Genomic DNA, 25,556 nt, shown 5'->3' on the forward strand with positions numbered 1-25,556 from the left:
GTATCAGCCGGAGAGCTTCCCATGAGCGCGGAGATCATCAATCTGCGCATGGCGCGCAAACAGAAGCAGCGCCAGGACAAACACAAGGCGGCGGAAGACAACCGCCGCAAATACGGCCGCTCGAAGGCCGAGCGCGAAGCCGCCCGCAAACGGCGCGAAGACCTCGAAAGCCATGTCGACGGCCACAGGCTGGCCCAGGATGATCCGTCCGGCAACGACGCCGACAATTGACCTTGCATGGCCCTTCTCAAACGCTCCCTCTCCCTCCACGGCCACCGCACCAGCCTGGCGCTCGAGCCTGAGTTCTGGGACGTGGTCGATAGGTTCATTGCGGCCGAGAAACGTTCGCTGGCCAGTCTGATCGCCGAGATCGACGACACCCGGGATCCGGAGGATCCGCTCTCTTCTGCGGTACGGGTATGGGCGTTGAAGCAGGTTGCCTCGACAAAAAACCGATTCTAGAAAAACAAGTAAAATCAACGACTTAAAATCACACTCGACCAAGTATTGTCAGCACGAAAATTTTTAAATTGCTCCGAAAGCACCAAATCAAGTTTCTATTTTCCTTGGTTTTTCTCTCGATTTTCGTCCATCAGACCTTTCCAGAGCCTAGTGCATCTTATTTTCCAGCCGCCCTGGTGTTTTTCGCCACCGCGTACATGGCATATCAGGACGTGCCGTCTTTCCTTGGAAAGCTGAGAAGACTTGTTACAGGCCGAAGCCCAATCCGCTGTCCGGTCAATGGGCGCCTGTGCATTCACTGTGAAGATGATTGCCAGGAAGCAAAGAAGCAGTGTCAGGAATAAGTGGCGTTCCGACAGGACCTACTGCGGCAGTCCCGGCAGAACCAGCGGACCACCGACATCCTGGGTGATCAGGTCCTCGATTGACACCGGCGGATCGAGCGGTGGCAGGCTGTTGGCGGGTTTGGCGGCTGGTGGTGCTGCGGGCGGAGCCGTGATCGCCTCGCTTCCCGGTGTTTCCAGAAGAGCGCGGATGCGCTCGGCAAAAGGCGCAGCCGGTTCGGCCGGCGTCACGCTGCTCTGCTGCCTGGGTACCGGAGCCTCGGGAACGGTCTCAGGCTGAAGCGCCGAGTTTTCCTGTTCCTCGGAGGTCTGATCCCCGGTGCCGGACTGATCCTGTTCCAGCCGGAGCCGTTCTTCCTCAGCGCGCTGCGCGGCTTCCGCGGCGAGCCGCACACGCCGGTCGGCGGCTTCCCGCTGCGCTTTCAGTTCGCGCACCAGACGATCCCGTTCCAGGATTTCCGCCTGCAGCTTCTCGACCCGCTCGACCTCCTGCTCGAAGGCGCGCAGGGTCAGATAGGCCGTGAAAGGGGCGATATCCACGCGTCTCGCCGGTCCGTCGACCGGCCCCTGGAACAAAAGCCCGACCTGCGGCTCGGCGCCGGTGACGGCCTCTTCACCCGGGTCGACCTTCAGCGAGAAGTCGGCATCCAGATCGTAGCTGCCGAGATCCACTTCCGCCGAACCGAAGATTTCCGCCCGCTCTGAATCCACCACCACATTGCGGGCACTCAGGCGTCCGCCGACCAGCGTCAGCGTTCCGTCGACCCGTTCAAACGGCAGGCTGCCAGCAGCCATGTGACTGACAAAGACATCGCGGATCTTGTCGTCCGCAAGTTCGAGTCCGGCATCGACCGCACGGGTCACCAGCGGGAACGCCTGCGGATTAAGGCCCCGGAAGTCGCCCTTTTCCATGGAGAAGGTGCCGCCACCGCTGAGCCCGGTGACAATGGCTGAAATCGACCGGCCGGCGCCCTCAAATTCCAGGAAGAGATCGAGCGAGCCGGAGGCAACCGCCCGGCCCTCCGGGCGCCAGGACAGCTGGCGCAGGTCGGCCTTGTCGAGCTTGACCCTGCCGGACAAGGCGGCTTCCGCCTCGCTGCGCCGGATCGACAGGCTGCCATTGAGATTCCCACCTGCAAAAGCACCGCTCAGCCCGTCCAGCCGCATCAGCGACGGCGACAGACGAAACTCGGCGCGCGGCCCGGTTATTTCGTTTTCGTCGTCCAGCAGAAGCCTGTCCGCCTGGAACGCAAGACTGACATCAAATCCGTGAAGCAACGGCGCCCCGAACGGATCAACCGGCCAGATGCTGGAACCGTCTCCGGCGGCAAACCACTGGTCGGGCCCGAGAACAAGCTCGGTCAGGCCGCGCAGGTCCGCCTGGTTCAAGGTGAGCTCTCCGGAAAACCTCCTATTGCGTTCACCCGGAGCCGGTTCCAGATCCCCTTCAAGGCGCGCCTCGAACCTGGTTTCGCCAACGGCCCCTTCCGCCCGGCTGATGGCAATCGCACTGCCGACACCGTCAAAATCAACGGCAAGCTCGGCCGGGATCGTGCCGGTCATGACCGGCAGAACACGGCCTGCCATGAGGGCAAGCGGTGCGAGGTCATCGGTTTTGGCCGAGAGGGCAAAGCGGTATTCAGGCTCCGCGTCGGGTGCCAGCCTCAAGCTGCCGCTGCCGCTGAGCTGCGAAGTCCCGACAACGGCCGCAAGCCCCAGCTTGAGCTGTTCTTCCGGTTTGCCCGCAGCCGTGACATCCAGCCGACCCGTTCCCAGAGCCTCGACCGGAATGACGTCAAAGCCGAGCTGCTGCAGCAACTTGCCGCCATCCGGACCTTTCAGGGCAAGCGACAGATCGAGATCGGCCGCATGCCATTCATCGACCCGGCCCTTCAGCGCAGCGGTAAGCGCCGTCTCGGCGCCGCCCGCCGAACCGTCGAGGCGCAGGGACATGTCAGTCTCCCCGCCAACCGCCGCAGCCCGCAACTCGGCATCGAATTTCGCCGGCACCAGGCTGGCCGCCGCCTTTTCAAGCCGTTCGACAAAAGCTGAATCCGGGAAAAGGCTGCCGGTGAGCGCTACAAGACCGGAGAGGTCGCGGGCGTCCAGCGTTCCGGACACCGCCCCTTCCGGCGCGGAAAAGAGATTGCGGATTTCTCCGTCAACATCGAGCCGTGCTCCGGCCAGATCATCTGCAAACAGCCGGTCGATGCGCACACCGCCATCGGAATATTCCGCTTCGAGCGTCAGACCCGCCCCTTCAACGCCCCGCGCGACCACCTCCCGCGCCCTGAGGCGCAACGATACGTCGAGGCCTTTCGGATCCCGGGTCGCACCCGATGCGTCCCGATCCGGGCGGATCAGGGCCACAAGGCCTTCGATCTGATCCAGGTCGACACGTTCCGCATCAAGGCTGAGCGAGAACACGGAATTGCCATTGCGCGGTTTGCGATAAGCGAGGCCGCCACGCGCCTCCGCGCCGGCAAGGGTCAGCCGAAGATTGTCCAGTGCTGCCCCTTCCGGCACCAGGTTCAACCGGCCTTCCACCGACACCGGATCCATCGTGCTGACGCCAAGATCCTTCTGGCGCCACCAGCTCAGAAGCGAACCCGGCTGATCGGAACTGACGGACACTGCCCCGCGATAGGTCATCGAAGGTTCCAGACCCAGATCCCCCTGCGTGGCAACCAGCGTCCGACCGGGCAAACGACCGGCCAGGCGGGCAATGCGCCAGCCGCCAAGCATGGTTTCAAGGTCGAGCCGCACGTTCTGGATGATCCCGCCACCTGCGACCAGCGCCGGAACATCCATGGAAATCGCGCCATCAATCGACGGCAGCGGCACGGCACGGAGGGCGGCGACAAGGCGCTCACCGGCGGCCTCGATCTCGACCGGCGCCTGCGGCCCGCCCCCAAGCAAACGGTCAAGATCGACCTGCTTGGACTTGGCGCGGATTTCAAAACGCTTGTCGCCGGCATAAACCAGATCTGCATTGCCGGTCATGCTGAGGCGCCGGTCCTCCGGACCGTAGCGAAACTCGAATTCCGGGATCGCGACTTCGGCAATATCGGCAGAGAAAACACCTTCGGCCTGCCAGCTGTTCTGATCCGCTTCGTCCAATGCAACGGACGCAATGGTAAAGCGGCCGTCGAAAGCCGGTGTTGCATCGACTTCCTGCAACATGCCGTCAAAGGCAAAATTCACCGGGCGGTCGGTCGGGGTCACCTCCCCCTTGATCCGAATTCCGCTTTCCTGCCGCGCCTGGCCGGTCGCAAGGCTGACCGTGAAAGGAGCACCGTTCAGAGTGAGGCTGCCGGATGCCTTGAAAGGGCCGGCAAGCGTGCGTGCGGAAACGGCCAGATTGCCATTGTCGACCTGGTGCGTTTCGCCGGAGCGTGCGTCGACGATGGTCAGGGCGCCATCCCGGATGGTGACCTTTTCAAAGGCCAGGTCTTCCGGCGCCAGCTTGGCAAGCGCGCCGTTCGAGGTCATCGCGGTCAGCCAGTCCAGACGGCCCTCTTCATCAAGTGCAAGCGCCAGATGCGGCCGGTCCAGCTCCATTTCGATGACGCGGATCTCGCCCTTCATCAAGGGCGGCAATTCCACCCGCATGTCGAATTTGGAAACAACCAGAAGCGGGTCTTCCGCCTCGCCTACCCGGACATCGGAAAAACTGATCGATGGTGCCGGCAGAAGACGCAGGTCGGCCTCGCCCAGAACGGTCACCTTGTGGCCGAGGGCGCGCTCCGCATAGATCTCGAACGTGGAACGGTAATTTGTCCAGTCGATAAAGAATGGTCCCACCAGTGCTGCCACCAGCACCAGGATCACCGTTACGCCCAACGTGATATAGACGGAGTTCAGGCCTCGTCTCCTTGCTTTCCAACGTCACCGGAAACCTTGCCGGACAGGTGTACCCGATCCCTGCTGCACCGCAAACACGGTTTTGTCACCGCCAGCGTGCCTTTTTCAAAACCGACCAGCAAAAATCCAGATCGAGCTTATTGGTCTGATTCGATACAATATCATGACTGCGGCAGGATCTTGCCGGGATTCATCAAATTATCCGGATCCAGAGCCTGTTTCACGGCCCGCATGACATCCAGCGCTTCGCCATGTTCGCGGGCCATGTATTTCTGCTTGCCCTGCCCCACGCCGTGTTCACCTGTGCAGGTGCCGCCCATGTCGATCGCCCTCAGCGACAGACGCTCAACAAATTTTTCCGTCTCGCGCACCGCCTCCGGGTCATTGAAGTCGACCAGCACCTGAACATGGAAATTGCCGTCGCCGACATGACCGACGATCGGTGCCAGAAAGCCATGTGCGCGGATGTCTTCTGCGGTCTCCGTAACGCAGTCGGCCAGCTTCGAGATCGGCACGCAAACATCCGTCACCATGATCTGCGCATCCGGTTTCAGCGCCTTGCCGGCCCAATAAGCATCATGCCGGGCCGCCCAGAGCCGCGTCCTGTCTTCGGCGGCCGTCGCCCATTCGAACGGTCCGCCACCGAGTTCGGCAGCAATCTCTGAAAACATCTCCGACTGTTCCTTCACCCCGGCTTCCGATCCGTGAAATTCGAGGAAAAGGGTGGGCGTTTCGGCGAGGTTCAGCTTTGAATAGATGTTGCAGCCGCGCACCTGAACCTCGTCGAGCAGCTCGATGCGCGCCACCGGCAAGCCCATCTGGATGGTCATGCTGACGGCCTGGCAGGCGGACGCAACGTCCGGGAAGGGGCAGATCCCGCCGGAAATCGCCTCCGGCTGTCCATGAAGGCGCAAGGTCAGCTCGGTGATCACGCCGAGCGTGCCTTCCGAACCGACATAGAGCCGCGTGAGATCATAGCCGGCGGACGACTTCTTTGCCCGGCCACCGGTCCGGATGATGCGTCCGTCCGGTGTGACCACCGTCAGGCCGAGCACCGCATCCTTCATCGTGCCGTAGCGCACCGCATTGGTGCCGGAGGCCCGCGTCGCCGCCATGCCTCCGAGCGATGCATCCGCACCGGGGTCAATCGGAAAAAACAGGCCCGTGTCGCGAATATAGCTGTTCAGCTGCTTCCGGGTCACGCCCGCCTGGACGCGGCAATCAAGATCGGCATCATTCACGTCCAGGATCGCATTCATGCGCGAGAGGTCGATCGACACCCCGCCCAGCGGCGCGTTGACATGTCCTTCAAGCGAGGATCCGGTGCCGAACGGGATTACGGGCACCTTTCCCCTTGCACAGATCCTGACAGTCTCGGCGACCTCCTCCGTGGTCTCTGCAAAAACGACGGCGTCCGGCGGCTGATTCTGCAGCCAGGTGGTGGTGTGGCCATGCTGTTCACGCAAGGCAGCAGACGTGGCACAACGGTCCGGGAATCTCTCCTTCAGTTGAGCAATAACGGCGGCGATGCCTGTCTGTGTGTCCCCTGATTGCACTGTTCCCGGCGCGTTGGCCAATTCCGGCATAGTCTGTCCTCCACCAGGCGCGGCTATGGCCACGCCAGTTTTTTTTTGAATATGTTAGCGCAAATCCGAAAGGTCAAAGGCAATCGCGCCCGAGACACGGCTCATTCTGGAATCACGCGGAGAAATTGCATGGCAGGGTCCTGGAAACGCGAACCGGTGACAAGCACCGTCATGACGGTCAAGGAGGACTGGATCGACTACAACGGCCATTTGAACATGGCCTATTACAATGTTCTGTTCGACACGGCGGTTGACGAGGTGTTTCATCACTTGGGCCTGGGGCCTGATTACGTCAAAGACCGTGGCGCCTCTTTCTTCACCGCCGAAGCCCATGTCTGCTATTTGCGGGAACTGAGCGCCGGCATGCCTGTATCGGTGACGCTTCAACTCATCGATTTTGACGAAAAACGCGCGCATTTCTACCAGGAACTGCATCATGCCGAGGAAGGCTGGCTGTCGGCAACCAGCGAACAACTGAGCCTTCACGTTGACATGAATGCGCGCAAGGTCGCCCCCTGGCCAGAGGACATCCTTGCCAATCTGACGGAGCTTGCCGATGCCCAGCAGGGCCTGCCTCGACCGGAACGCGCAGGACGTCATGTCGAAATCCGGAAAAAACACAGGAATTGAACCACCCGATGACGCAAAGGTCTGTGAACAGGCCATAAATCGGGTTTGCAGGTCTGTTCTTTCCCTCCGACTCGGGCAAAATGGCTTCCAGCCGAAGCCCCCTGCCCGCTCGTGAGTGATGCGCAAGATACTGGAAACCGCCGCTCAGCTTCCCACTATCCTCGTCAGCTGGATAACGCCGAACGTGCGCCAGTTCCGGGCAAGCCGGCTGCATCTTGTCTGGGCCCTGTCCATCATTGTCGGCGCGCTGGTGGCCCTTGCCGCCATCGCCTTTCGAACGGCGATCGGGCTCGTGCAATGGCCCTGGCTTCAGACGACCACCGAACGCACCTGGCAGGCGGCTGCCGAACAGCCCTGGTGGGTTATTCTGCTCGCCCCGGCAATCGGTGGACTTCTGGTTGGCTGGATCCTGCAGAAGTTTCACCCGCAACAGCGTGCCGGTGGCGTTGCCGATGTCATCGAGGCGCGCGCCTATGGCGGTCGAGGCCTGCCGCTCAAATCCGGGCTCTGGTCCGCCCTGGTGACGACGATATCCCTTGGCAGCGGTGCCAGTGCCGGTCGCGAAGGCCCAGTCGTGCATCTGGGCGCCACACTAGGCACAGCGGTCTGCAGCTTCTTCAGTTTGCCGGATTCAGCCCGGCGTGTCCTGCTTGGCTGCGCGGTCGCCAGTGGTGTCTCCGCCTCGTTCAACGCACCAATCGCGGGCGTGCTTTTCGCCCATGAGGTCATCCTCGGCCACTACGCCGTCTCGGCGTTCGTGCCGATCGTGCTTGCCTCCGTCATGGGCACACTGCTGTCGCGGCTCTGGTTCGGCAACGTCGCCGCCTTCGAAATCCCGCAATATGAAATCACGTCCTATCTGGAAATTCCCGCCTTTGCCCTGCTTGGACTGACCTGTGCGGCCGTCGCGATCATCTTTCAATTCGCCTTGATCGGCACTGACTGGACGGCCCGCAACATTTCCATGCCGCTCTGGTTGCGTCCGGTGATCGGTGGCCTTGCGGTCGGGGCGATTGCCGTATTTTTTCCGGCCATTCTGGGTGTCGGCTACGAAGCGACCGATCTTGCGCTCAAACAATCGCTGCCGATCACGACCATGCTGACCTTGCTCGTGGTCAAGACGGCGGCCACGGCAATCACGCTCGCATCGCGTTTTGGAGGCGGAATCTTTTCGCCATCACTCTATCTAGGCGCCATGACGGGGGGCGCCTTCGGCCTGATTGCCGCCTCCGTCTTTCCTGAAGTCGCCTCCAGTCACGGCCTCTATGCCATCCTGGGCATGGGGGCGGTTGCCGCGGCCGTGCTTGGCGCACCGTTTTCAACCACGGTGATCGTCTTCGAGCTGACCGGCGGCTATGCACTCTCGATTGCGCTGCTCCTTGCCGTGTCCATTGCCACCGGCCTGACCCAGGCCGTCCATGGCAAGTCCTATTTCCACTGGCAACTGGGCATGCGCGGCTGTTTCGTGAACGAAGGTGTTCACCAGTTCCTGAGCGAAACGGTGAAGGTGCGCGATTTCATGGATCCGCCGCCGCAAGCGGAGGAGGAGCGTGCCTTCAATCCGGGCGAGGACGGACCGTATCTTCACGACACCGATACGCTGGAAAGCGCACTGAAGAGCTTCGACAGCTGCGGCAAGGCGGCACTGCCTGTCGTCGCCAAGGGCGATGCGTCCACAATCATCGGCACTGCGCGGCATGTACGTGGATTGCGCTATTTCAATGCCGCGCTGATCAAGGCGACCAAGGAAGAGCACAACTAGCTGATCTCCTCCTGACCCGTCTTCAGAACCTTGAGGGCTCGGTCGCCAGGATCTTGCCGGCATATTTGTGCGACGTTCTGCCCTTCAGACGAACATCGAGGTTCTTTTGCATCATGTGGATCTGCGCCTGCCGGCCCTTGAGGCCCGGCAGGTTGAAAACATCCAGCCCTGTCCAGGGCAGGAACGGGTTCCTGCGCAGGGAACCGTATAGCCCGACCCGCACCGATGCTCTTTCGCTCGCGGCGCGCGCATGAAACCCGTGTGTGTCCGCCACGACCAGCGTGTTTGCCGGGACCGAAAACCGGGTGGGTTGCGGATAATTCAACTTGTCGAGTTCATGCGCGGCAAGCCGGAAGGATCCGCGTGCATGTAACCGGTTCTTGTCCGTGGACGCCGTCAGGCTCTGCTGCCGCTCCCAGTCAAGACGTTCCTTCGTCAACCTGTGGGACCCGGCGATATAGGTGAACGGTCCCTCGGCATCGTCGATGTCGTAGAGAAAGAACCAGCATTTGGCCGTTTGATGAAACGTGTCCGAATGAAAGGCCGTCTGCGGATCCGCCTTCCGGTTCTCGGCCGGATCGGTCATGACGATATGCAGATACATCAACGGGTCACCATTGGTCGAAGCAACATACCGCAGGCCATTCTGGATCGCATTGCTCCAGACCACTGATTTCAGATAGGGCAGCCCCTTGAGTACTTTGGGCGGAAGAGGAATGAAGCGCGTCACGGCATTGCCCTGGCGCATGTCCCAGGCATCAAAGCGGGTTGTTTCGACTTCCCGACGAAGCCCGGCAAGCTCCTCGGCACTGATCAGATCCCGCGTCGCGATAAAGCCGTCCCGCTGATAGGCGACCCTGTCTTCCTCGCTCACCAGATGCGCCAGCCGCCTGCGCCTGGCATCGGCCATCTGTTCGGCCAGCCTGATCCGTTTTACATGCAGACCGGCTTCGTTGAGACGCCGGCTGCCGATGAGCGGATTGTCGCAAAAGGACTTCGCCCCTGTGGCTAGCTCCGCCGCATAGAGGGGCATCTTCAAGACATCTGCCGCGCGCATTCAAACCTCAACATGACTATGCATTTTTCATGGCGGAGGACCGGAGAATTCAGTCCCCCGACCTTTTAGATCTCTTTGGTCGCCTGTTCCAGCCAGATCCGTTGACGGGCGCCAAGCAGCGGGCCGATTTCCGACCGCACGCGGGCGTGATACCCGTTGAGCCAGTCTCGTTCGGCGCGGGTCAGCAGGGCAGGTTCCACCAGGCGCAGATCCATGGGCACAAGGGTGATGGTTTCAAAACCGAGCATCGGCCGCTCGCCGCCTGCAATGTCCTTTGGCTCCGTGACGATCTCGAGATTCTCAAGGCGGATGCCATATTCACCGGCCGGATAATATCCCGGCTCATTGGACAGGATCATGCCCGGCTTCAGCGGTACGGTTCCCGTCTTGGCAATACGCTGCGGACCTTCGTGAACGCCTAGATAGACACCGACCCCATGGCCCGTGCCGTGGTCGAAATCGAGCCCGGCCTTCCAGAGATCAATCCGGGCAAGGGTGTCGAGCTGCGCGCCGCTGGTCCCTTCCGGAAACTTCGCCGTAGAAATGGCGATATGCCCTTTCAGGACCAGCGTGAAATGACGCTTCATTTCCGCACTGACCTCACCGACGGCGAGAGTCCTCGTGATATCGGTGGTACCGTCTTCGTACTGGGCACCACTGTCGATCAAAAAGGGTTTGCCGACCGGGATCTTGAGGTTGCTGGAACGGCTGACCCTGTAGTGGCAAATGGCCCCGTTCGGTCCGGCCCCCGAGATCGTGTCGAAGGAGATGTCCTTCAGAACGCCGGTTTCGCGCCGGAACTCTTCCAGTTTCTCCGCCGCCCCAATCTCGTCCAGTTCGCCTTTCGGGGCCTCTTCGTCGAACCAGCACAGGAAATTGACATAGGCCAGTGCGTCCCGGACATGCGCCGCCCTTGCCCCGTTCAGCTCGGTCTCGTTCTTGACGGCCTTGGGCAGCAGAACCGGGTCCTGGGCCTCGACAAGCGTGCCGCCCGCGTCAACGATGGCATCGGCGATGCCGATGCCTGCAAGTGCAGGATCGATCAGCACATGGGCACCGGAGGCGCCAAGCCCTTCGAGACCCGACTTGAAGCTGGCCGGTTCGCTGATTTCCGTCAGGTCGGACAGGGCGTCGCGAACCGAGTTGGTCAGTTTCCGGCCGTCGATATAAAGCGCCGGCGTGCCGTCGCTTGGTACGGTCGCAAAGGACAGCGGCAATGGCGTGTGGGTGACGTCCGAGCCACGGATATTGAACAGCCAGGCAATGGAATCAGGCTGCGTCAGCACACAGGCATCGGCCTTCTTGTCCTTCAGCGCTGCCTGGATCTCGGCGATCTTGTCCGCCGCTTCCCGGCCGGCCAAGCTTACCGGATAGAGCGAGACCTCGCCGAGCGGCGGCTCTGGACGGTCATTCCAGACGGAATCGACCGGATTGTCCTGAAGCGTGACCAGCTCCGCCCCGGCTTCCTCGCAAACGCTTTTCAGACGGCGAACCTCGCGCACGGTGTGAAGCATGGCGTCGATGCCGAGCTTCTGCCCCGGCTTGAGACGTGCCGCCAGCCAGTCGGTGACCGGTTCGTTGATCAGGTGGCTGGCCGGGAAGACCTCCATGTCGACCTGCTCGCGCACCTGGATGGTGTACCGGCCATCAACAAAGATCGCAGCGTCCTCGCCCAGAATGGCCGCAAGGCCCGCCGAGCCGGTAAAGCCGGTCAGCCATTGCAGGCGGCAGTCATGCGGCGGCACATATTCGCCCTGATGCGCGTCGGCGCGCGGGATCAGAAAGCCATCAAGGCCACGGCGGGCAAGTTCGGCCCTGAGAAGCGCTGCATGCGGCGCCCCGCAGGAAGGATCGCTGAGATCGTCAAAGGTCTGAAACATGCGGCGCACGGTAATTTGGCCGATGGCCGGGATCAAGACGGATAATTTTTCCCGAGATTTGGACCTATCGGAAACAGGTCCTTTCAAATTTTGCAACGCAGCAAAGATTTCGCATATGCGAGATATGCAAGGCAGTCATGCACCAACCCACCTACCTGAGCCGCAAGAGAAAGCGCATATTGAGGTCACACAAGAACAAAGACGTTTCTCCCAAGATCAGCGGCGGCCCAAGCGGGTCGCTTGGGCAACCAAAAAGCTGATCGCTTCTGAAGAGCAGAGCATCTGGTCTGTGTTCGGACGAACATAGGATGCTCTGGGGAAGCTCTGAAACTTCAAATGGGAAAGATCACGATGACCCGTACAACGACCACTTCGACCCGCGCTGGCAGCTCCTTCATGCGCCGTGCATTCGACCGCATGATTGAGGCCCGTTCCGCCCAGGCCCGCCGCTATGTCAACGGCTACCTTCTGTCGCTGGACGACGCCACCCTGGCAGCGCACGGCTACAACCGCGACGAACTGGAGCGTGAAGGCACCAGCACCCGCGGTTTCTAAGGGGCTCAGGACGTATTCATAAATACGCTGTGCACTGAAAAAGCCCGCCGGATTGTCCGGCGGGCTTTTTTTTTGATTGCGGACGAAAATGCGTTAGGAACGATTGTCTCACGCACACGTTTTCCCAGAGATCAAGTGATGACCAAGCAACCGCTCCTGATCGAGGGCCTCAAGCCTGACGAACTGATCGCGCTCGAAGACCTCGAAACATATGCCCTGGCTGGCAGACCCATTGTGATCAATGTTGGCAAGGCCCGCGTTCTGGCGGAATTCACGCGATCGCCAACCGAGCTTCATGTCGAAATCGCCGTTGTGGAACGGGGAGGAGAAGGTGTGCTGCCGGCCCTGATTGACACCATCGAAAGATCGGCACGCCGAAAGAACATCCCTGCGATCGAATGGACTGTCCTGGCCCGGAATTGCGCAGAGCCCAATCCCAAACTTGAGAAAGTTCTCAAGCGGACAGGTTTTGAAATTCGCAAGGATCCGGAAGGCCCGGAATATTACTGGCAACGCCGATCGATCAACGACTCGCTGCTACGTCGGAACAGTTGCTGAAGACCTGATCTTCAGAGGCAGGCAGGCAGGTTTTCACCGCGTTCAAATGACGTTCCCTGCGATGATCCCGCTCCAGCGCTCAAGGTCTGGATCGAAGTCACGCCACCTTGCGGCCTCTCACCAGGGTCAGCGTCAGCCAGCCGTCCTTCTCGCCGCGGCGGTCCAGGACAAACCCCTGGCAGCGATAGGCAAAGAGAATGCGCGGCCCGTCTTCCACCCTGAGACCGGACAGCACCAGCGTCGCGGTCGATGTCATGTGTTCGCCGATGGATTTTGCCATTTTCATGAGGGGCCGCGCCAGGATATTGGCAATCACCAGATCAAACGGCCCGTAGAGACGGAAGCGCCGGTCTTCCATGCCGTTGGCCGAAAAACCCTTCACCAGGTGTGACGCGCCGTTGAGACGGGCATTCTCCAGAGCCGTCCGGGTCGCGACCGGGTCGATATCGGTTGCCAGAACGGTTTGCCGCGCCTTCAGGGCCGCTGCAATCGCCAGAACGCCGGTACCGGTGCCCAGATCCAGAATGCTGTCATATTCGCGCAAGGACAGGAGCCGGTCGATTTCTTCCAGGCAGCCCGCTGTGGTGCCATGATGCCCGGTGCCAAAGGCAAGCGCTGCCTCGATTTCCAGACCGATGGCGCCTGGAACAACCTTGTCCCGGTCATGACCGCCATGCACGATAAACCTGCCCGCGCGCACCGGCTTCAGGCCTTCCAGACTTTTCTCCACCCAGTTGATATCCGGAAGCTCCTCAGCCTCCAGCGGAGCCGCAAAGGCATCTGCGCCAACCCGGTCACGCACGGCGGCCGCAGCGGCGTCCGGCTCCATGTCGAACAACAGGATTTCCGCAGACCAGATCCGGCCGTCGGGCGACGCCTCGTAGATGGTTACCGGATTGCCATCCTCCTCGAAGGCCCGCTCCAGGATCTCTGCAATGCGTTTGGCTTCCAGTTCTTCGGCGGTGATCCGCACCCGGATGGTTTTCATGACAGAGTTGCCTCAGGTGGTTGGCTTCAAAGCGTGCGGTATAGCGGGAAGCCGGTCACGAAACCAGCATCTTGACGGCAAAAGACTGGGCATTTCGGCAGAGCGCCCCATTTCCTGACAAGGAGAAAGGAATTGAGCGATGTCAAGCCATTCGATTTTCACCCCGCTCGGCCAGACTTGGCGATTGGCCATACTGGCACTCACCGGAATTCTTTTTCTGGCCCTGCCCGTCTCCGCCGCCGACGATATGGACGCGTTGTTCAAGGCCCTCAAAAACGCACCAAGCGAACAGGCTGCCGAATCAATCGAAAGCCAGATCTGGGAAAACTGGCTGGACGCAGCGCCCACACCCGACATTCGCGCAAAGGTCGACGAAGCCATGAAGCGGCGCGGCGTCTATGACTTCCAGGGCGCAAGAGACTTGCTCGATGAAGTTGTTGACGCGGCCCCCGACTACTCGGAGGGCTGGAACCAGCGCGCCTTCATCCTGTTTCTTCAAGGCAACTACGACGAAAGCCTTGAGGACATCATGCGGGTCCTGGCGCTGGAGCCGCGCCATTTTGGCGCGCTGAGCGGCAGAGCCATGATCTTCATGACCCAGGGCCGGGTCAAACTTGGCCAGAAGGCCTTGCGGGAAGCGGTGGCAATTCATCCCTACCTGAAGGAACGCAGCATGTTGATCAAGCCAAAGGGCGTGGACCTCTAGCTGAACCGTACCCGGCCTGATGCCCGGTCGACGGCAAACCTGACGGTGCAGTGCGGGTTACAACGGTCCGCCAATCGAATGCCAGGCTGACCTAGGCCGGACCGTCTTCGATCGCCTGAAAGAAAAGACAGACTGTAAGTCCACCTCCTGGCGTTTCGGTCAATTCCAGACGACCGCCATGCGCCTCTACGATGGACTTCGCCGTCGGCAGGCCCAGACCGAAGCCCGTGCCTTCACGGATCTGGCGCGCCTCATCGCCGCGCTCGAACGGCTCCAGAAGCCGTGACATGTCCTTCGCTTCAATCCCCGGCCCGTGATCGACCACGTCAATCCGGATCATCCCACCATCCCGGTATGTCAGGACTTCGGCAGCGGCGGCATAGTGCAGCGCGTTGTCGATCAGGTTGCTCACGGCCCGGCCAAGCTCGGTGCTGCGGGCCATCACCGACAGGCGGCCTTCATATCTGAGCGAGACAAGGCTGCCGGTGTCGGCATATTGATCGCACAGGGATTGCAGGAAACTGGGGAGATCGATGCGCTCCAGCGGTTCGGACGTTGCGCCGTCGCGCAGAAATGTCAGGGCCGAGTCGATCTGCTGTTCCATCAGGTTGAGATCCTGCAGGCTCTTCTCGCGCAGGTCATCTTCTTCCAGGAGATCGAGACGCAGACGCAGCCGTGTCAACGGCGTTCTGAGATCGTGGCTGACCGCCGCCAGCATGCGCGTGCGTTTTTCCAGAACATCGTTGATCCTGAGCTGCATGCGGTTGAAAGCCTCTGCCGCTTCCCGCACCTCCTTCGGACCGCCTTCGCGAACCGGCACCGGATCGGTCGAGACCTCGCCAAAAGTGCGCGCAGAAGCTGCCAGATCCGCCAGGGGACCGGCCAGACTGCGCGCGGCCCAGATCATCAGGCCACAGAAACTCAGGATCACAAAGCCGAGGAACAGATAGAAGGGCGGCCCGAGCACGGGAGGCGGCGGCGCCCGCGTTCCCCACTCTGCGGCCAGAAGCGCCCCGTCCTGCAACCGGATATAGACCAGCGGAGGTTCCCCGCCGCCGCGTTCGCGAGGCCCGAGCACATGTTCGATCCGCATGCCCAGCAAGGTTTCTCCGGTGACAAACGGACCGAACCGCCGGCCGTCGCTGGACCCGCCATCCTGCGCCAGCGCCTCTTCCGTGACCAGGTCCAGGGTCACATCCGGAAGGTCCGGCTGGAGCCTCTCCAGAACGGCAAGCCGTTCTGCGGCCGCCGTCTCGTTGAGCTTCGTCACGGCAACGCTGACGAGGTGGCTGTTCATCACCGGGCTGTTGCTGTCATAGCTCCGTTTGGCGAACAGAAAGGCGACCGCGCCGGCAGCGACCATGAACAGACCCGCCGCGGCCAGCAGCACCAGGATCTGGTGCCGCATCGTGTCGGGCCAGACAATCTTAAGCAGGCTGCTCATCGCGCGCCACCGGTGCGACAAACTCGTAGCCGCCGGCCCGGACGGTACGAATATACTGGTAGGCTGCGCCGCCCGCCTCCAGCTTGGAGCGCAGACGGCTGATCAGGATGTCGATGTTGCGGCCGTTTGTGGCTCCGAACTGGCCGAGCGTGAGTTCGACCAGCTGCTCGCGGCTCAGCACCCGCCCGCTGCGTTCCGCCAGAACCTGAAGCAGGTTGAATTCGGCTGGCGTAAGCGAGACAAGCGCCCGCTCGCCATTGTGCAACGTGCGCAGGCGGCAATCCATCTGCCAGCCTTCGAAGGTCAGCCTGCCGTTCGAGGCCGGTGCCGCAAGGCCGCCCAGTTCGACGCGCCGAAACAGCGCCCGTACGCGCGCGATCAGCTCGCGCGGATTGAAGGGCTTGGGCACATAGTCGTCCGCGCCCACTTCCAGCCCGACAACACGATCGATATCCTCCCCTTTCGCCGAGACGATGATGATCGGCACCGAACTCGATGCCCTGAGGCGCCGGCAGATGCTGATTCCGTCTTCACCGGGCAGCATCAGGTCGAGCAGGATCAGATCGACCCTGTTGCTGGCCAGAAGCCGGTCCATCTCGGCGCCGTCCCGCGCCAGGGTGACCTTGAAATCATTGGCCACCAGATGGCGCTTGATCAGCAATCCGATCTCGGAATCGTCTTCGACGACAAGGATGTGTGAAGGTGTTCGCATGACTGGACCTTATGCCGTCCGGAGAAGGAATTGCATCCGATTTTGAAAGTTAATGCGCCAGGAAAGTGTTTCCCACTATTTCCGCAAAATATCGCAGAAACAGGCCGAAAACCCACCCCAGGACGGTTAAGACACCGTTAACTTTTTCCGCATCACGGTCCATCCAGTACCGGCGTAAACACTCATGCAGGAGCGGAACGAGATGCAGATTGGTTCTATGCCCGTGATGCCACAGGGCGCATCCCCCAGGGATCAGGTGGCCAACACTTTGAACGCGCAGGTCGAGGCAGGTGACATCACCTCAGAAGACCAGGACGCCATGATGGCGGCACTGGACGCCATTCACACCGAGCGTATGGAAGCAGGGCTTCCGGAGCCTGGCGGCACCCCACCCAGCCGGGAGGAGATGCAGGCCAATTTTGAAAGCATGCTGTCTGACCAGGTCGAAGCCGGCACGCTTGACCAGGATCAGGCGGACCACCTCGCCGAGATGTTTGAGGAAGGTGAACTCGGCCGGCCACCGAAGCCGGGCCCGGACGGCGGCCAGGGCGGTGCTGCGCAGGAGCTGTTGAGCGCGATCTTGAGCCAGCTTCAGAGCGGTTCAACCTATGACGGCTCGGGAGAACAATCCGGAGAAGTTGCTTCGCTGCTGGCCGACTACACCGTCTGACACTGCGGAACGGTCTGGCCGCCATCCCCCAAACTGGCAACCAGGCCAGGTTTCCCGAGCACCTGTATTCGTGCCCACAACCTGAATGCGATTGCATGCCCCACTCGGAAAACCGGCCGGCCACCTTCGGGTGGCCGGTTCTGTTTCCGGGAGATCGCAGGGATGAAACGCGGACGTGCGGTTTGGGAAAGCACTGCGGCAGCGGAACCGCATCCCCGCATCAGCGGCCTGTCACTTGTCATCCCGGTTTCGCGGGGCCAAGTCCGGGAGCCAATAAACACAAACGTCTGCGCCACCAGCCGCCACAGGGGCTACTGGGTCCCGGATCTCCGCTGCACTGCGTTCGGGAAGACAACGGAGAGGCAGCGGCACAGCAAAGACGCTGTTGCTGTCCCAATGACAACCCCTCACTTGTGATCCCGGTTTGGCGAAGCCAGAACCGGGATCCAGTAAACGCGAACGCCTGCGGCTCCAGCCAACACAGGGGCTACCGGATCCCGGATCTCCGCTACGCTGCGTCCGGGATGACAAGCGCGAGGTCAGGCGACAGCAGATCTCAATGTCGCTCGACGAAGCTGTCGATGACCTTTTTCACACCGGCTTTTTCGAAATCGATGGTCAGTTTGTTGCCCTCGATCGACTTGATCGCGCCATAGCCAAACTTGAGATGGAACACCCGTTCGCCGAGGGCATAGTCGGAAGGTGTTTCGCTGACGGACTTGGCGACCAGTTCGCCTTCGATGGTCAGCGGTCCCTGGCGTTTCTGGCGCGCGGACTGATAGCCGCGTCCGCCCCCCTCGGAAAAGCCTTCGGAGGTTTGCCGGTTGCGCTGCGCCCGTTTCCAGCCCGGTGTCGAATAGCTGCCGCCGTCGAACGGATCGTGGCTGTCGAAACGCGAAGGTCCGTAACCGCCGCCCGCATAGCCGCCATAATTCGAGGACGGTTCCGCGATCTCCACATGGTCCGGCGGCAGCTCGTCCAGAAAACGGGACGGCACGGTGGATTGCCAGAGCCCATGAATGCGCCGGTTGGAGGCGAAATAGAGTTTGGCCCGTTTCTTGGCCCGGGTGATGCCGACATAGGCAAGCCGTCGCTCTTCCTCGAGCCCCGCCCGGCCACTTTCGTCAAGGGCGCGCTGATGCGGAAAGAGGCCCTCCTCCCAGCCCGGCAGGAACACGGTGTCGAATTCCAGGCCCTTGGCCGAATGCAGCGTCATGATGGAAACGGCATCGCTCGTATCCGCGCTGTCCCGGTCCATGACCAGCGAAATATGCTCCAGGAACCCGGCCAGGGACTCGAACTCTTCCATCGAGCGGATGAGTTCCTTCAGGTTGTCGAGCCGGCCGGGCGCTTCGGCGGACCGGTCGAGACGCCACATTTCGGTATACCCGCTCTCGTCCAGAATGATCTCGGCCAGCTCCGTATGCTTGAGCTGGTCGAGCTGGCGCCGCCAGCGCTCGAAATTGTCGAGCACGGTTTTAAGTGCGTTACGCGGCTTGGGCTTCAGCTCTTCCGTGTCGATCAGTTGGGCAGCTGCCTGCATCAACGGAATGCGTTCCGCCCGGGCGACGCCGTGAACCAGTTTCAGCGTCGCATCGCCAAGGCCCCGCTTCGGCGTGTTGACGATGCGCTCAAAGGCAAGATCGTCGGCCGGCTGCACCACGCAGCGGAAATAGGCCATGGCGTCGCGGATCTCCATGCGCTCGTAAAAGCGCGGGCCGCCGATGACCCGGTAGTTGAGGCCAAGCGTGACAAAGCGGTCTTCGAATTCGCGCATCTGGAACGAGGCGCGCACCAGCACCGCCATCTCGTTGAGGCTATGCCCCCTGGTCTGCAGTGCCTCGATTTCATCACCGATGGTGCGGGCTTCCTCTTCGCTGTCCCAGACGGAGGCCACCGAGACAAGGTCATGATCCGGCTCGTGAAAATCCGTGAACAGCGTCTTGCCGAGCCGGCCCTCATTGAAGGAAATCAGGTGGGAGGCGGCGGCCAGAATATGGCTGGTGGAGCGATAATTGCGCTCCAGGCGGATCACTTCCGCACCCTTGAAATCGTGTTCGAAACGCAGGATGTTGTCGACCTCCGCCCCGCGCCAGCCATAGATCGACTGGTCGTCATCGCCAACACAGCAGACATTCGGGTTGCCCTGGGCAAGCAGGCGCAGCCAGAGATACTGGGCAATGTTGGTGTCCTGGTATTCGTCGACCAGCATGTAGCGGAAGCGGCGCTGGTATTCCTTCAGGACATCCGGCTGGGTCTTGAACAGCGTGATCACATGCAGGAGCAGATCACCGAAATCGGCCGCGTTCAGGATCGACAGGCGTTCCTGGTACTCTTCATAGAGCCTGCGGCCCTTGCCATTGGCGAAGGCCCGCGCCTCCCCCTCCGGAATATCCTTTGGCCCAAGCGCACGGTTTTTCCAGCCGTCGAGCATGCCGGCGAAGGCCTTGGCCGTCCAGCGCTTGTCATCCAGCCCCTCGGCCTGGATGATCTGCTTGATCAGGCGGATCTGGTCGTCCGTATCGAGGATCGAGAAGGATGACTTCAATCCGACCAGCTCGGCGTGCTTGCGCAGGATCTTGACGCAGATCGAGTGGAACGTGCCGAGCCAGGCCATGCCCTCGACATTGCCGCCGACAAAACCGGCAATGCGCTCCTTCATCTCGCGCGCGGCCTTGTTGGTGAAGGTCACCGCCAGGATCTCGGACGGCCGGGCCAGTCCGGTTGCCAGGATATGGGCAATGCGGGTGGTCAGAACGCGGGTCTTGCCCGTGCCGGCACCGGCCAGAACCAGAACGGGGCCTTCCGTGGTTTCCACCGCCAGCCGCTGTTCGGGGTTCAGGCCGGTGAGATAGTCCGGCACCCGCCGGGCCGCCATCGCCCGCGCGGCAATCCCGCCTTCCGGCCGTGCGGGCACGGGCGCGGGTTCGGCTTTCGTGCCGATCGGCTGAAAGGGATCGTCAAATGGATCGTCAAATGGATCGTCGTACCCGTCCGGGTCGGTCATGATGTACTGGTCCGGTGTTCTCAAGCGCTCTTGATGGAGAACAATATAGCAACAAAGCGGCGCTGGCGAGGCTGAACCGAAGGATTTGGTGGGGACAAGATGGCGGCGGACAGGCTCTCGGTTTTCTTGGCCTGCCATCGCAAATGCGCTGCCAGGCTCTGCGACTGGTGCCCTGCATCCCGCCAAACGGAAACCATCGCCTTGATAAGCAGATTGGCGAGGCCAAGGCTGGGAACCAGTGAATACAGACGCCCGCAGCTCCAGCCACCACAGGGGCTACTGGGTCCCGGATCTCCGCTCCGCGGCGTCCGGGATGACAAGCGAGAGGCAGCGGCTCAGGAAAGAGGCAGCAACAAGTCCATCGACATCCTGTCGATTGTCATCCCGGATTGGCAAAGCCAGGACCGGGAGCCAGTAAACACAAACGCCCGTAGCTCCAGCCACCACAGGGGCGACTGGATCCCGGATCTCCGCTCCGCTGCGTCCCGGATGACATCGGAGAGGCAACGGCGCAGGAAAGAAGCAGCAACTAGCCCATCGACAACCTGTCGATTGTCATCCCGGATTGGCAAAGCCAGGACCGGGAGCCAGTAAACGCGAACGCCTGCGGCTTCAGCCTCCACAGGGGCAACTGGATCCCGGATCTCCGCCGTGTTCCGTCCTGGACGGCAAAGGAGGGGTTGATTGATGACGCGGTCCTGCCGCGAAGAACGAACCTGGAGGAACCCGGTCAACGCGAGGCCATGCGGGTCCTGCGTCCCTTTCGGCGCAGACCGGCTTCAATTTCCCCTGAAGCGGCAATCGATGTGATTGTGCTGTCTGGCGCGCACCAATGGCCTCAGGCCGCTTCTTCGTCCCGAACCTCGTTGAGGAACTGGTCCACTGCCCGGGAAAGGTTCGTCGCCACTTCGCCGAGCTGTTCGGCAGACTGGCTCATGACTTCCGACTTCTGCCGGGTCTGGTCGATGGAACCGGACACCCCGGCCACATTGGACGCTGCCGATGTGGCCCCGTCAGACGCCAGCGTGATGCTCTGCGTGATTTCTCCAGTTGCGGCATTCTGCTCGTCGACCGAAACCGAGATGGTCTCACTGACAGAGCGAACCTCCTCGATACGCTCCACGATCGAGCGGATTGCGGTCACCGACTTCTGGGTCGAACTCTGGACACCGGAAATCTGCGACGCGATCTCGTCGGTCGCCTTGGCAGTCTGGGTCGACAACTCCTTGACTTCGGCCGCCACGACCGCAAAGCCCTTGCCGGCCTCACCGGCCCGCGCCGCCTCGATGGTGGCATTCAGAGCCAGAAGATTGGTCTGTTCGGCAATGGCGCGGATGATTTCGACGACCTCGCCGATCTTGTCGGCCGTTTCCGCCAGGATCGATATGTCCTTGTCGGCAGCGACAGCGGTTTCGGCCGCGGCAGCGGAAATCTCGGTCGCCGTGATTGCCTGGCGGGCGATTTCACCAATGGAGGCCGACAACTCCGCCGCCGCCGAAGCAACCGTCTGAACGTTGGTGGTCGCCTCTTCCGTTGCCGCATTGGCCGCGCGCGCACTCTCGTCGGCATGCATGGCAATCGTGACCATCTCGCCGGCGCCGGCGCGCATGTCTTCGGTTTCGCTGCTCAACTGCTCCTGGACCGTCTTGACGGACGTCTGGAAATGTTCAATTGCACTTTCGAGCTGCGCCGCGCGTTTGCGGCGTTGCGCCCGCCCGATTTCGGCTTCCTCTTCCAGCTCTTTCTGACGGATCAGGTTGGCCCGAAACACTTCCGCCGCACGGGCAATGTCACCGATCTCGTCAGGACGATCCGTATCCGTCACATCGACCGTGAGATCCCCTTCGGCCAGACCGGAGATGGAATCGCGCTGACGCCCGAGAGTGCGGGTAATGGAAAGCACCTGCCAACCGACAAGCGCCATGGTCAACAACGTAAACCCGATTGCAATCACGGTCAGCCAGAAGATTTGCGTGTTCAGGTTTGCCGTATCCAGATCGGCAGCGGCTTCGGCCCGGTGGATAAACTCGTCTGAGACCTGTTTCATCAGGTCAAGACGCTTGGTCGCCTGGGCGAACCAGGCCGCACCTTCAATGCCCTGCGCGTCCTTGGTCTGGGGCAGTTCCTGGATCACATACCGCCAGGCAAGCGCCTTGTCGACGTCCGGCCCGCTGACCGTATCGGCATAGAGCTTTTTCTGGTCGGGCTTTGCCACGGAGGCGAACTCCTTCAGAAAAGCATTCTCGCCGCCATAGTGAACGATCACGTTCTTGAAGGTTGCCGGGTTCACTTCACCCGTCTTATTGAACTCCTTGAGGAGCGCCGCGCCGTTGGCGCGTTCCAGTCCCCCGGATTCCATCGCTTCGACAATGGTGAGATAGGGCAGAAGCTCCGAGGTGATTTCCTGTGACGGGCTTGCTTCCGTCGTCACACCGATCACATGGATCAACTCTTGAATTTCGTGGCTGTATCCCTTGACCACTTCAGCGGTGCTGATCTGTTTCGCGTCAACGGCGCTGCGGAGCTTGTCCGTCTTGTGGACCTCCTCAGCGACATGCTGCAGGTCCTTCAGCAGTGCCTCGTCATTAAGATCGAGCGACGCAAGATGCTCGTCAAAGATCTTGAGGGCCGCGTCTGCCTTCGGACGCTGTTTGGCAAGGTTGGATGCGATGGCAGGGTCATAATCCGACTTGATCAGACTGACACTCATGCCGCGTTCTTTTTGCAGCTCGTGCACCAGATTGCCCGCGTCTTCCGCGATCCGGGTCAACGGCTTCATGAATTCATGATGCGACCGCTCGATCACCTTTTCCATGACACTCAGTGTGGCAAAACCAATGACCGCCAGCATCGGCACGCCCGCCAACACGGCAATCTGCAATCTGATGCGTTTCATTTCCGCAGCCCCTCCAGACCGAAACCAATTTCGATCAAACTGAATCGACCGCGTTACCTCTTACTTAACGGAAGCGGGAAATTTGACATTTTGCGACACTAAAACAGCTCCATGTCAAAAGAATCAATTATAGGTGGTAAAGTTAAATCCAGATGAGACTGTCATTTTTGACAATAGCAACCCCGGAAATGTTTCGGAAAAATCACATTGATTATCAACGTTATCGAACAAATCAGATTCGACCTGCGTAGATTTTTGCCTGTTCTGATCCCGTATCACGCCCCAACCAGCTCGAACCAGTCGTCCTCGGAGATCACCTCGATGTCCAGCTCCTGAGCCTTTTTCAGCTTGGAGCCGGCGCCCGGACCGGCGACGACGAGATCGGTCTTCTTTGAAACGGACCCGGAGGTTTTGGCGCCGAAACGTTCGGCCATGGCCTTGGCCTCGTCCCGGGTCATGCGTTCCAGGGACCCGGTGAACACCACTGTCTTGCCGGCAACCGGAGACCCGCTGGCATCGATTTTTTCCGGGTCCTTCGGACTGACTTCTGCCAGCAATGCGTCAAGCTGGGCGCGATTGTGCTGCTCGGCAAAGAACTCGACCAGCGCGTCGGCAACGATGTGTCCGATACCGTCAATGTCGTTCAGTTCCGCAAAGGCCTCGCCTGCCGGATCATGGGCGGCCTGCATGGCCTGGTAGAACGCCGCCCAGGAGCCGTAGGCGCGGGCGAGCAGTTTGGCATTGCCTTCGCCGACATGACGGATACCAAGGGCAAAGATGAACCGGTGCAGATCGATATCGCGGCGAGCATTGATCGCCTCGAACAGGTTCCTGGCCGAGACCGCGCCCCAGCCTTCCCGGTTGCGCAGCTTGGTCAGCGAGCGCTTGTCGCGCTCTTCCAGCGTGAAGATGTCCGCCGGCGCCATGACCATGCCGTCCTGATAGAAGGCATCGACCTGCTTGTCGCCGAAGCCTTCAATGTCGAAAGCGTTGCGGGAAACAAAATGCTTGAGCTTCTCGGTCGCCTGGGCCGGGCAGATCAGCCCCCCGGTGCAGCGGCGAACCGCGTCGACCCGGCCGGTCTTCTCATTCTCTTCGCGCACCGCATGACTGCCGCAGGCGGGACAGACGGTCGGAAATTCGAAAGGCTGTGCACCTTCGGAGCGCTTGTCCAGATCGATATCGACGATCTGCGGGATGACATCCCCTGCCCGCTGGATCTTGACCGTGTCGCCAATGCGCAGGTCCTTGCCCTCGCGGATCGGCTCGCCGTCCTGGCCGATGCCCTTGATGTAATCCTCGTTGTGGAGCGTCGCATTGGAAACGACAACGCCGCCGACCGTGATCGGCTCCAGCTTGGCAACCGGCGTCAGGGCGCCCGTGCGGCCAACCTGGATCTCGATGTCGTTGAGCACGGTGAAGGCCTGCTCGGCCGGGAACTTGTGCGCAATCGCCCAGCGAGGTGAACGGGACACGAAGCCGAGCCGTTCCTGCAGGTCCAGCCGGTCGACCTTGTAGACAACACCGTCAATGTCGTAATCGAGCTGCGCGCGGCTTTCCTCGATGCCGTGATAGACACCAAGCAGCTCCTCAACCGTCTCGCAGCGTTTCATCAGCGGGTTGATCTGAAACCCCCAGGCCCGCATCTGCTCGACCATGTCGAACTGGGTGCCGGCGGGCATGGCGCTCATCTCGCCCCAGGCATAGGCAAAGAAACGCAGGGGTCTTGAGGCGGTGATTTCCGATTTCAGCTGACGCAGGGAGCCCGCCGCCGCATTGCGCGGATTGGCAAAGACCTTGCCGCCATTGGCCTCCATGCGGGCGTTGAGCGCCTGGAAGTCCTTGTGCGCCATGTAGACTTCACCGCGCAGCTCGACGACCTCAGGCACGTTGCCGGACAGCGTTTCCGGGATGTCCTTGATGGTCCGGGCGTTGGCGGTGACGTTTTCACCTGTGGTGCCGTCGCCACGCGTGGCGGCATAAACGAGCTGACCGTTTTCATAGCGCAGGGACAGGGACAGGCCGTCGATCTTCGGCTCTGCGGTTACCGCCAGAACGCCCTGGAGCGGATCGAATTTCAGGAAGCGGCGCACCCGGCCGACAAAGTCCTGGACGTCTTCGTCGCTGAAGGCATTGTCCAGAGACAGCATCGGCACCCGGTGGGTGATCTTGCCGAAACCGGACGCCGGCGCTGCGCCGACATTCGCGGACGGCCCATCGGCCAGGACCAGATCGGGAAACCGCGCCTCAATCTCTTTGTTGCGACGGCGCAGGGCGTCGTAGTCGGCATCGGAGATGATCGGGGCATCTTCCTGGTGGTAGCGCCGGTCGTGTTCGGCGATTTCAGCCGCCAGACGCTGTAACTCTGCCTTGGCTTCCGCTTCGCTCAAGATGCCGACGTCCTTGCCGGACGTGGTGCTGTTGTCGCTCATCCC

General features: G+C 61.2%; 18 protein-coding genes. 8 read left to right on the plus strand and 10 right to left on the minus strand.

The window, feature by feature from the left end:
- Positions 1-21 precede the first annotated feature (21 nt).
- Together CHH27_RS11255 and CHH27_RS11260 are read left to right on the plus strand one after the other, a co-directional pair.
- Positions 22-231, plus strand: a complete 210-nt coding sequence (locus CHH27_RS11255; protein ID WP_094071667.1) for a DUF4169 family protein — start codon at positions 22-24, stop codon at positions 229-231.
- Between the two features lie 6 nt (positions 232-237).
- On the plus strand, positions 238-462 hold the full coding sequence (locus CHH27_RS11260; RefSeq protein ID WP_094071668.1) for a ribbon-helix-helix domain-containing protein: 225 nt from the start codon (positions 238-240) through the stop codon (positions 460-462).
- Between the two features lie 362 nt (positions 463-824).
- On the opposite strand, the gene CHH27_RS11265 is transcribed toward CHH27_RS11260, so the two are convergent.
- Positions 825-4,649, minus strand: coding sequence for an AsmA-like C-terminal region-containing protein (locus CHH27_RS11265; protein ID WP_094071669.1), 3,825 nt, complete (start codon positions 4,647-4,649; stop codon positions 825-827).
- A 182-nt stretch (positions 4,650-4,831) separates the two neighbouring features.
- Complete coding sequence (locus tag CHH27_RS11270) at positions 4,832-6,256, minus strand: FAD-binding oxidoreductase (RefSeq protein WP_094071670.1); 1,425 nt, start codon at positions 6,254-6,256, stop codon at positions 4,832-4,834.
- Positions 6,257-6,385: 129 nt separating this feature from the next.
- Here CHH27_RS11270 and CHH27_RS11275 point away from each other — a divergent pair, with 129 nt between their 5' ends.
- Positions 6,386-6,886: a thioesterase family protein gene (locus CHH27_RS11275; RefSeq protein WP_094071671.1), complete on the plus strand. Its 501-nt coding sequence runs from the start codon at positions 6,386-6,388 to the stop codon at positions 6,884-6,886.
- 118 nt (positions 6,887-7,004) lie between these two features.
- The gene (locus CHH27_RS11280) at positions 7,005-8,648 is read left to right on the plus strand and encodes a chloride channel protein (RefSeq protein WP_094071672.1); all 1,644 of its coding nucleotides are present in this window, start codon (positions 7,005-7,007) and stop codon (positions 8,646-8,648) included.
- 22 nt (positions 8,649-8,670) lie between these two features.
- Here CHH27_RS11280 and CHH27_RS11285 read toward each other — a convergent pair whose 3' ends face one another.
- Both CHH27_RS11285 and CHH27_RS11290 read right to left on the minus strand, forming a co-directional pair.
- Positions 8,671-9,705 carry a phytanoyl-CoA dioxygenase family protein gene (locus CHH27_RS11285; RefSeq protein WP_094071673.1) on the minus strand — a complete coding sequence of 345 codons (1,035 nt, stop codon included), beginning with the start codon at positions 9,703-9,705 and terminating at the stop codon, positions 8,671-8,673.
- Positions 9,706-9,770: 65 nt separating this feature from the next.
- Entirely contained in the window at positions 9,771-11,585 is a 1,815-nt protein-coding gene (locus CHH27_RS11290) for an aminopeptidase P family protein (protein ID WP_094074682.1), read from the minus strand.
- 351 nt (positions 11,586-11,936) lie between these two features.
- Between CHH27_RS11290 and CHH27_RS11295 the strand changes: the two genes are divergently transcribed.
- Complete coding sequence (locus CHH27_RS11295; protein ID WP_208988826.1) at positions 11,937-12,140, plus strand: hypothetical protein; 204 nt, start codon at positions 11,937-11,939, stop codon at positions 12,138-12,140.
- Positions 12,141-12,278: 138 nt separating this feature from the next.
- Positions 12,279-12,698 (plus strand): hypothetical protein, encoded by a 420-nt coding sequence (locus CHH27_RS11300; protein ID WP_094071675.1) that lies wholly within the window; start codon positions 12,279-12,281, stop codon positions 12,696-12,698.
- 97 nt (positions 12,699-12,795) lie between these two features.
- Here the strand turns inward: CHH27_RS11300 and CHH27_RS11305 are convergent, their stop codons facing one another.
- Positions 12,796-13,686 (minus strand): 50S ribosomal protein L11 methyltransferase, encoded by an 891-nt coding sequence (locus CHH27_RS11305; protein WP_094071676.1) that lies wholly within the window; start codon positions 13,684-13,686, stop codon positions 12,796-12,798.
- A 139-nt stretch (positions 13,687-13,825) separates the two neighbouring features.
- Here CHH27_RS11305 and CHH27_RS11310 point away from each other — a divergent pair, with 139 nt between their 5' ends.
- Positions 13,826-14,392 carry a tetratricopeptide repeat protein gene (locus tag CHH27_RS11310; protein WP_094071677.1) on the plus strand — a complete coding sequence of 189 codons (567 nt, stop codon included), beginning with the start codon at positions 13,826-13,828 and terminating at the stop codon, positions 14,390-14,392.
- A gap of 91 nt (positions 14,393-14,483) precedes the next feature.
- Here CHH27_RS11310 and CHH27_RS11315 read toward each other — a convergent pair whose 3' ends face one another.
- Both CHH27_RS11315 and CHH27_RS11320 read right to left on the minus strand, forming a co-directional pair.
- Positions 14,484-15,836, minus strand: coding sequence for a HAMP domain-containing sensor histidine kinase (locus CHH27_RS11315; protein WP_094071678.1), 1,353 nt, complete (start codon positions 15,834-15,836; stop codon positions 14,484-14,486).
- Positions 15,820-16,548 carry a response regulator gene (locus CHH27_RS11320; RefSeq protein WP_094071679.1) on the minus strand — a complete coding sequence of 243 codons (729 nt, stop codon included), beginning with the start codon at positions 16,546-16,548 and terminating at the stop codon, positions 15,820-15,822. Before CHH27_RS11320 ends, CHH27_RS11315 begins: the two co-directional genes overlap by 17 nt.
- A gap of 202 nt (positions 16,549-16,750) precedes the next feature.
- Between CHH27_RS11320 and CHH27_RS11325 the strand changes: the two genes are divergently transcribed.
- On the plus strand, positions 16,751-17,218 hold the full coding sequence (locus CHH27_RS11325) for a hypothetical protein (protein WP_157738872.1): 468 nt from the start codon (positions 16,751-16,753) through the stop codon (positions 17,216-17,218).
- 556 nt (positions 17,219-17,774) lie between these two features.
- Here the strand turns inward: CHH27_RS11325 and CHH27_RS11330 are convergent.
- The 3 genes from CHH27_RS11330 to ligA form a co-directional block, all read right to left on the minus strand.
- Entirely contained in the window at positions 17,775-20,225 is a 2,451-nt protein-coding gene (locus CHH27_RS11330) for an ATP-dependent helicase (RefSeq protein WP_094071681.1), read from the minus strand.
- Positions 20,226-21,063: 838 nt separating this feature from the next.
- A complete protein-coding gene (locus tag CHH27_RS11340) occupies positions 21,064-23,121 on the minus strand; it encodes a methyl-accepting chemotaxis protein (RefSeq protein ID WP_094071683.1) in 2,058 nt (685 codons plus the stop codon).
- Between the two features lie 275 nt (positions 23,122-23,396).
- Positions 23,397-25,553, minus strand: a complete 2,157-nt coding sequence (gene ligA / locus CHH27_RS11345) for an NAD-dependent DNA ligase LigA (RefSeq protein ID WP_094071684.1) — start codon at positions 25,551-25,553, stop codon at positions 23,397-23,399.
- Between the last annotated feature and the right edge of the window lie 3 nt (positions 25,554-25,556).

This window comes from Labrenzia sp. VG12 (assembly GCF_002237595.1).
Classification (GTDB): Bacteria; Pseudomonadota; Alphaproteobacteria; order Rhizobiales; family Stappiaceae; genus Roseibium.

What these genes read in the sequence shown, in the direction of transcription:
- ligA (WP_094071684.1), bottom strand. Translation starts at nt 25,553, where the DNA reads ATGAGCGACAACAGCACCACGTCCGGCAAGGACGTCGGCATCTTGAGC.
- CHH27_RS11330 (WP_094071681.1), bottom strand. Translation starts at nt 20,225, where the DNA reads ATGACCGACCCGGACGGGTACGACGATCCATTTGACGATCCATTTGAC.
- CHH27_RS11275 (WP_094071671.1), top strand. Translation starts at nt 6,386, where the DNA reads ATGGCAGGGTCCTGGAAACGCGAACCGGTGACAAGCACCGTCATGACG.
- CHH27_RS11320 (WP_094071679.1), bottom strand. Translation starts at nt 16,548, where the DNA reads ATGCGAACACCTTCACACATCCTTGTCGTCGAAGACGATTCCGAGATC.
- CHH27_RS11305 (WP_094071676.1), bottom strand. Translation starts at nt 13,686, where the DNA reads ATGAAAACCATCCGGGTGCGGATCACCGCCGAAGAACTGGAAGCCAAA.
- CHH27_RS11285 (WP_094071673.1), bottom strand. Translation starts at nt 9,705, where the DNA reads ATGCGCGCGGCAGATGTCTTGAAGATGCCCCTCTATGCGGCGGAGCTA.
- CHH27_RS11300 (WP_094071675.1), top strand. Translation starts at nt 12,279, where the DNA reads ATGACCAAGCAACCGCTCCTGATCGAGGGCCTCAAGCCTGACGAACTG.
- CHH27_RS11325 (WP_157738872.1), top strand. Translation starts at nt 16,751, where the DNA reads ATGCAGATTGGTTCTATGCCCGTGATGCCACAGGGCGCATCCCCCAGG.
- CHH27_RS11315 (WP_094071678.1), bottom strand. Translation starts at nt 15,836, where the DNA reads ATGAGCAGCCTGCTTAAGATTGTCTGGCCCGACACGATGCGGCACCAG.
- CHH27_RS11260 (WP_094071668.1), top strand. Translation starts at nt 238, where the DNA reads ATGGCCCTTCTCAAACGCTCCCTCTCCCTCCACGGCCACCGCACCAGC.
- CHH27_RS11340 (WP_094071683.1), bottom strand. Translation starts at nt 23,121, where the DNA reads ATGAAACGCATCAGATTGCAGATTGCCGTGTTGGCGGGCGTGCCGATG.
- CHH27_RS11310 (WP_094071677.1), top strand. Translation starts at nt 13,826, where the DNA reads ATGTCAAGCCATTCGATTTTCACCCCGCTCGGCCAGACTTGGCGATTG.
- CHH27_RS11270 (WP_094071670.1), bottom strand. Translation starts at nt 6,256, where the DNA reads ATGCCGGAATTGGCCAACGCGCCGGGAACAGTGCAATCAGGGGACACA.
- CHH27_RS11290 (WP_094074682.1), bottom strand. Translation starts at nt 11,585, where the DNA reads ATGTTTCAGACCTTTGACGATCTCAGCGATCCTTCCTGCGGGGCGCCG.
- CHH27_RS11255 (WP_094071667.1), top strand. Translation starts at nt 22, where the DNA reads ATGAGCGCGGAGATCATCAATCTGCGCATGGCGCGCAAACAGAAGCAG.
- CHH27_RS11280 (WP_094071672.1), top strand. Translation starts at nt 7,005, where the DNA reads ATGCGCAAGATACTGGAAACCGCCGCTCAGCTTCCCACTATCCTCGTC.
- CHH27_RS11295 (WP_208988826.1), top strand. Translation starts at nt 11,937, where the DNA reads ATGACCCGTACAACGACCACTTCGACCCGCGCTGGCAGCTCCTTCATG.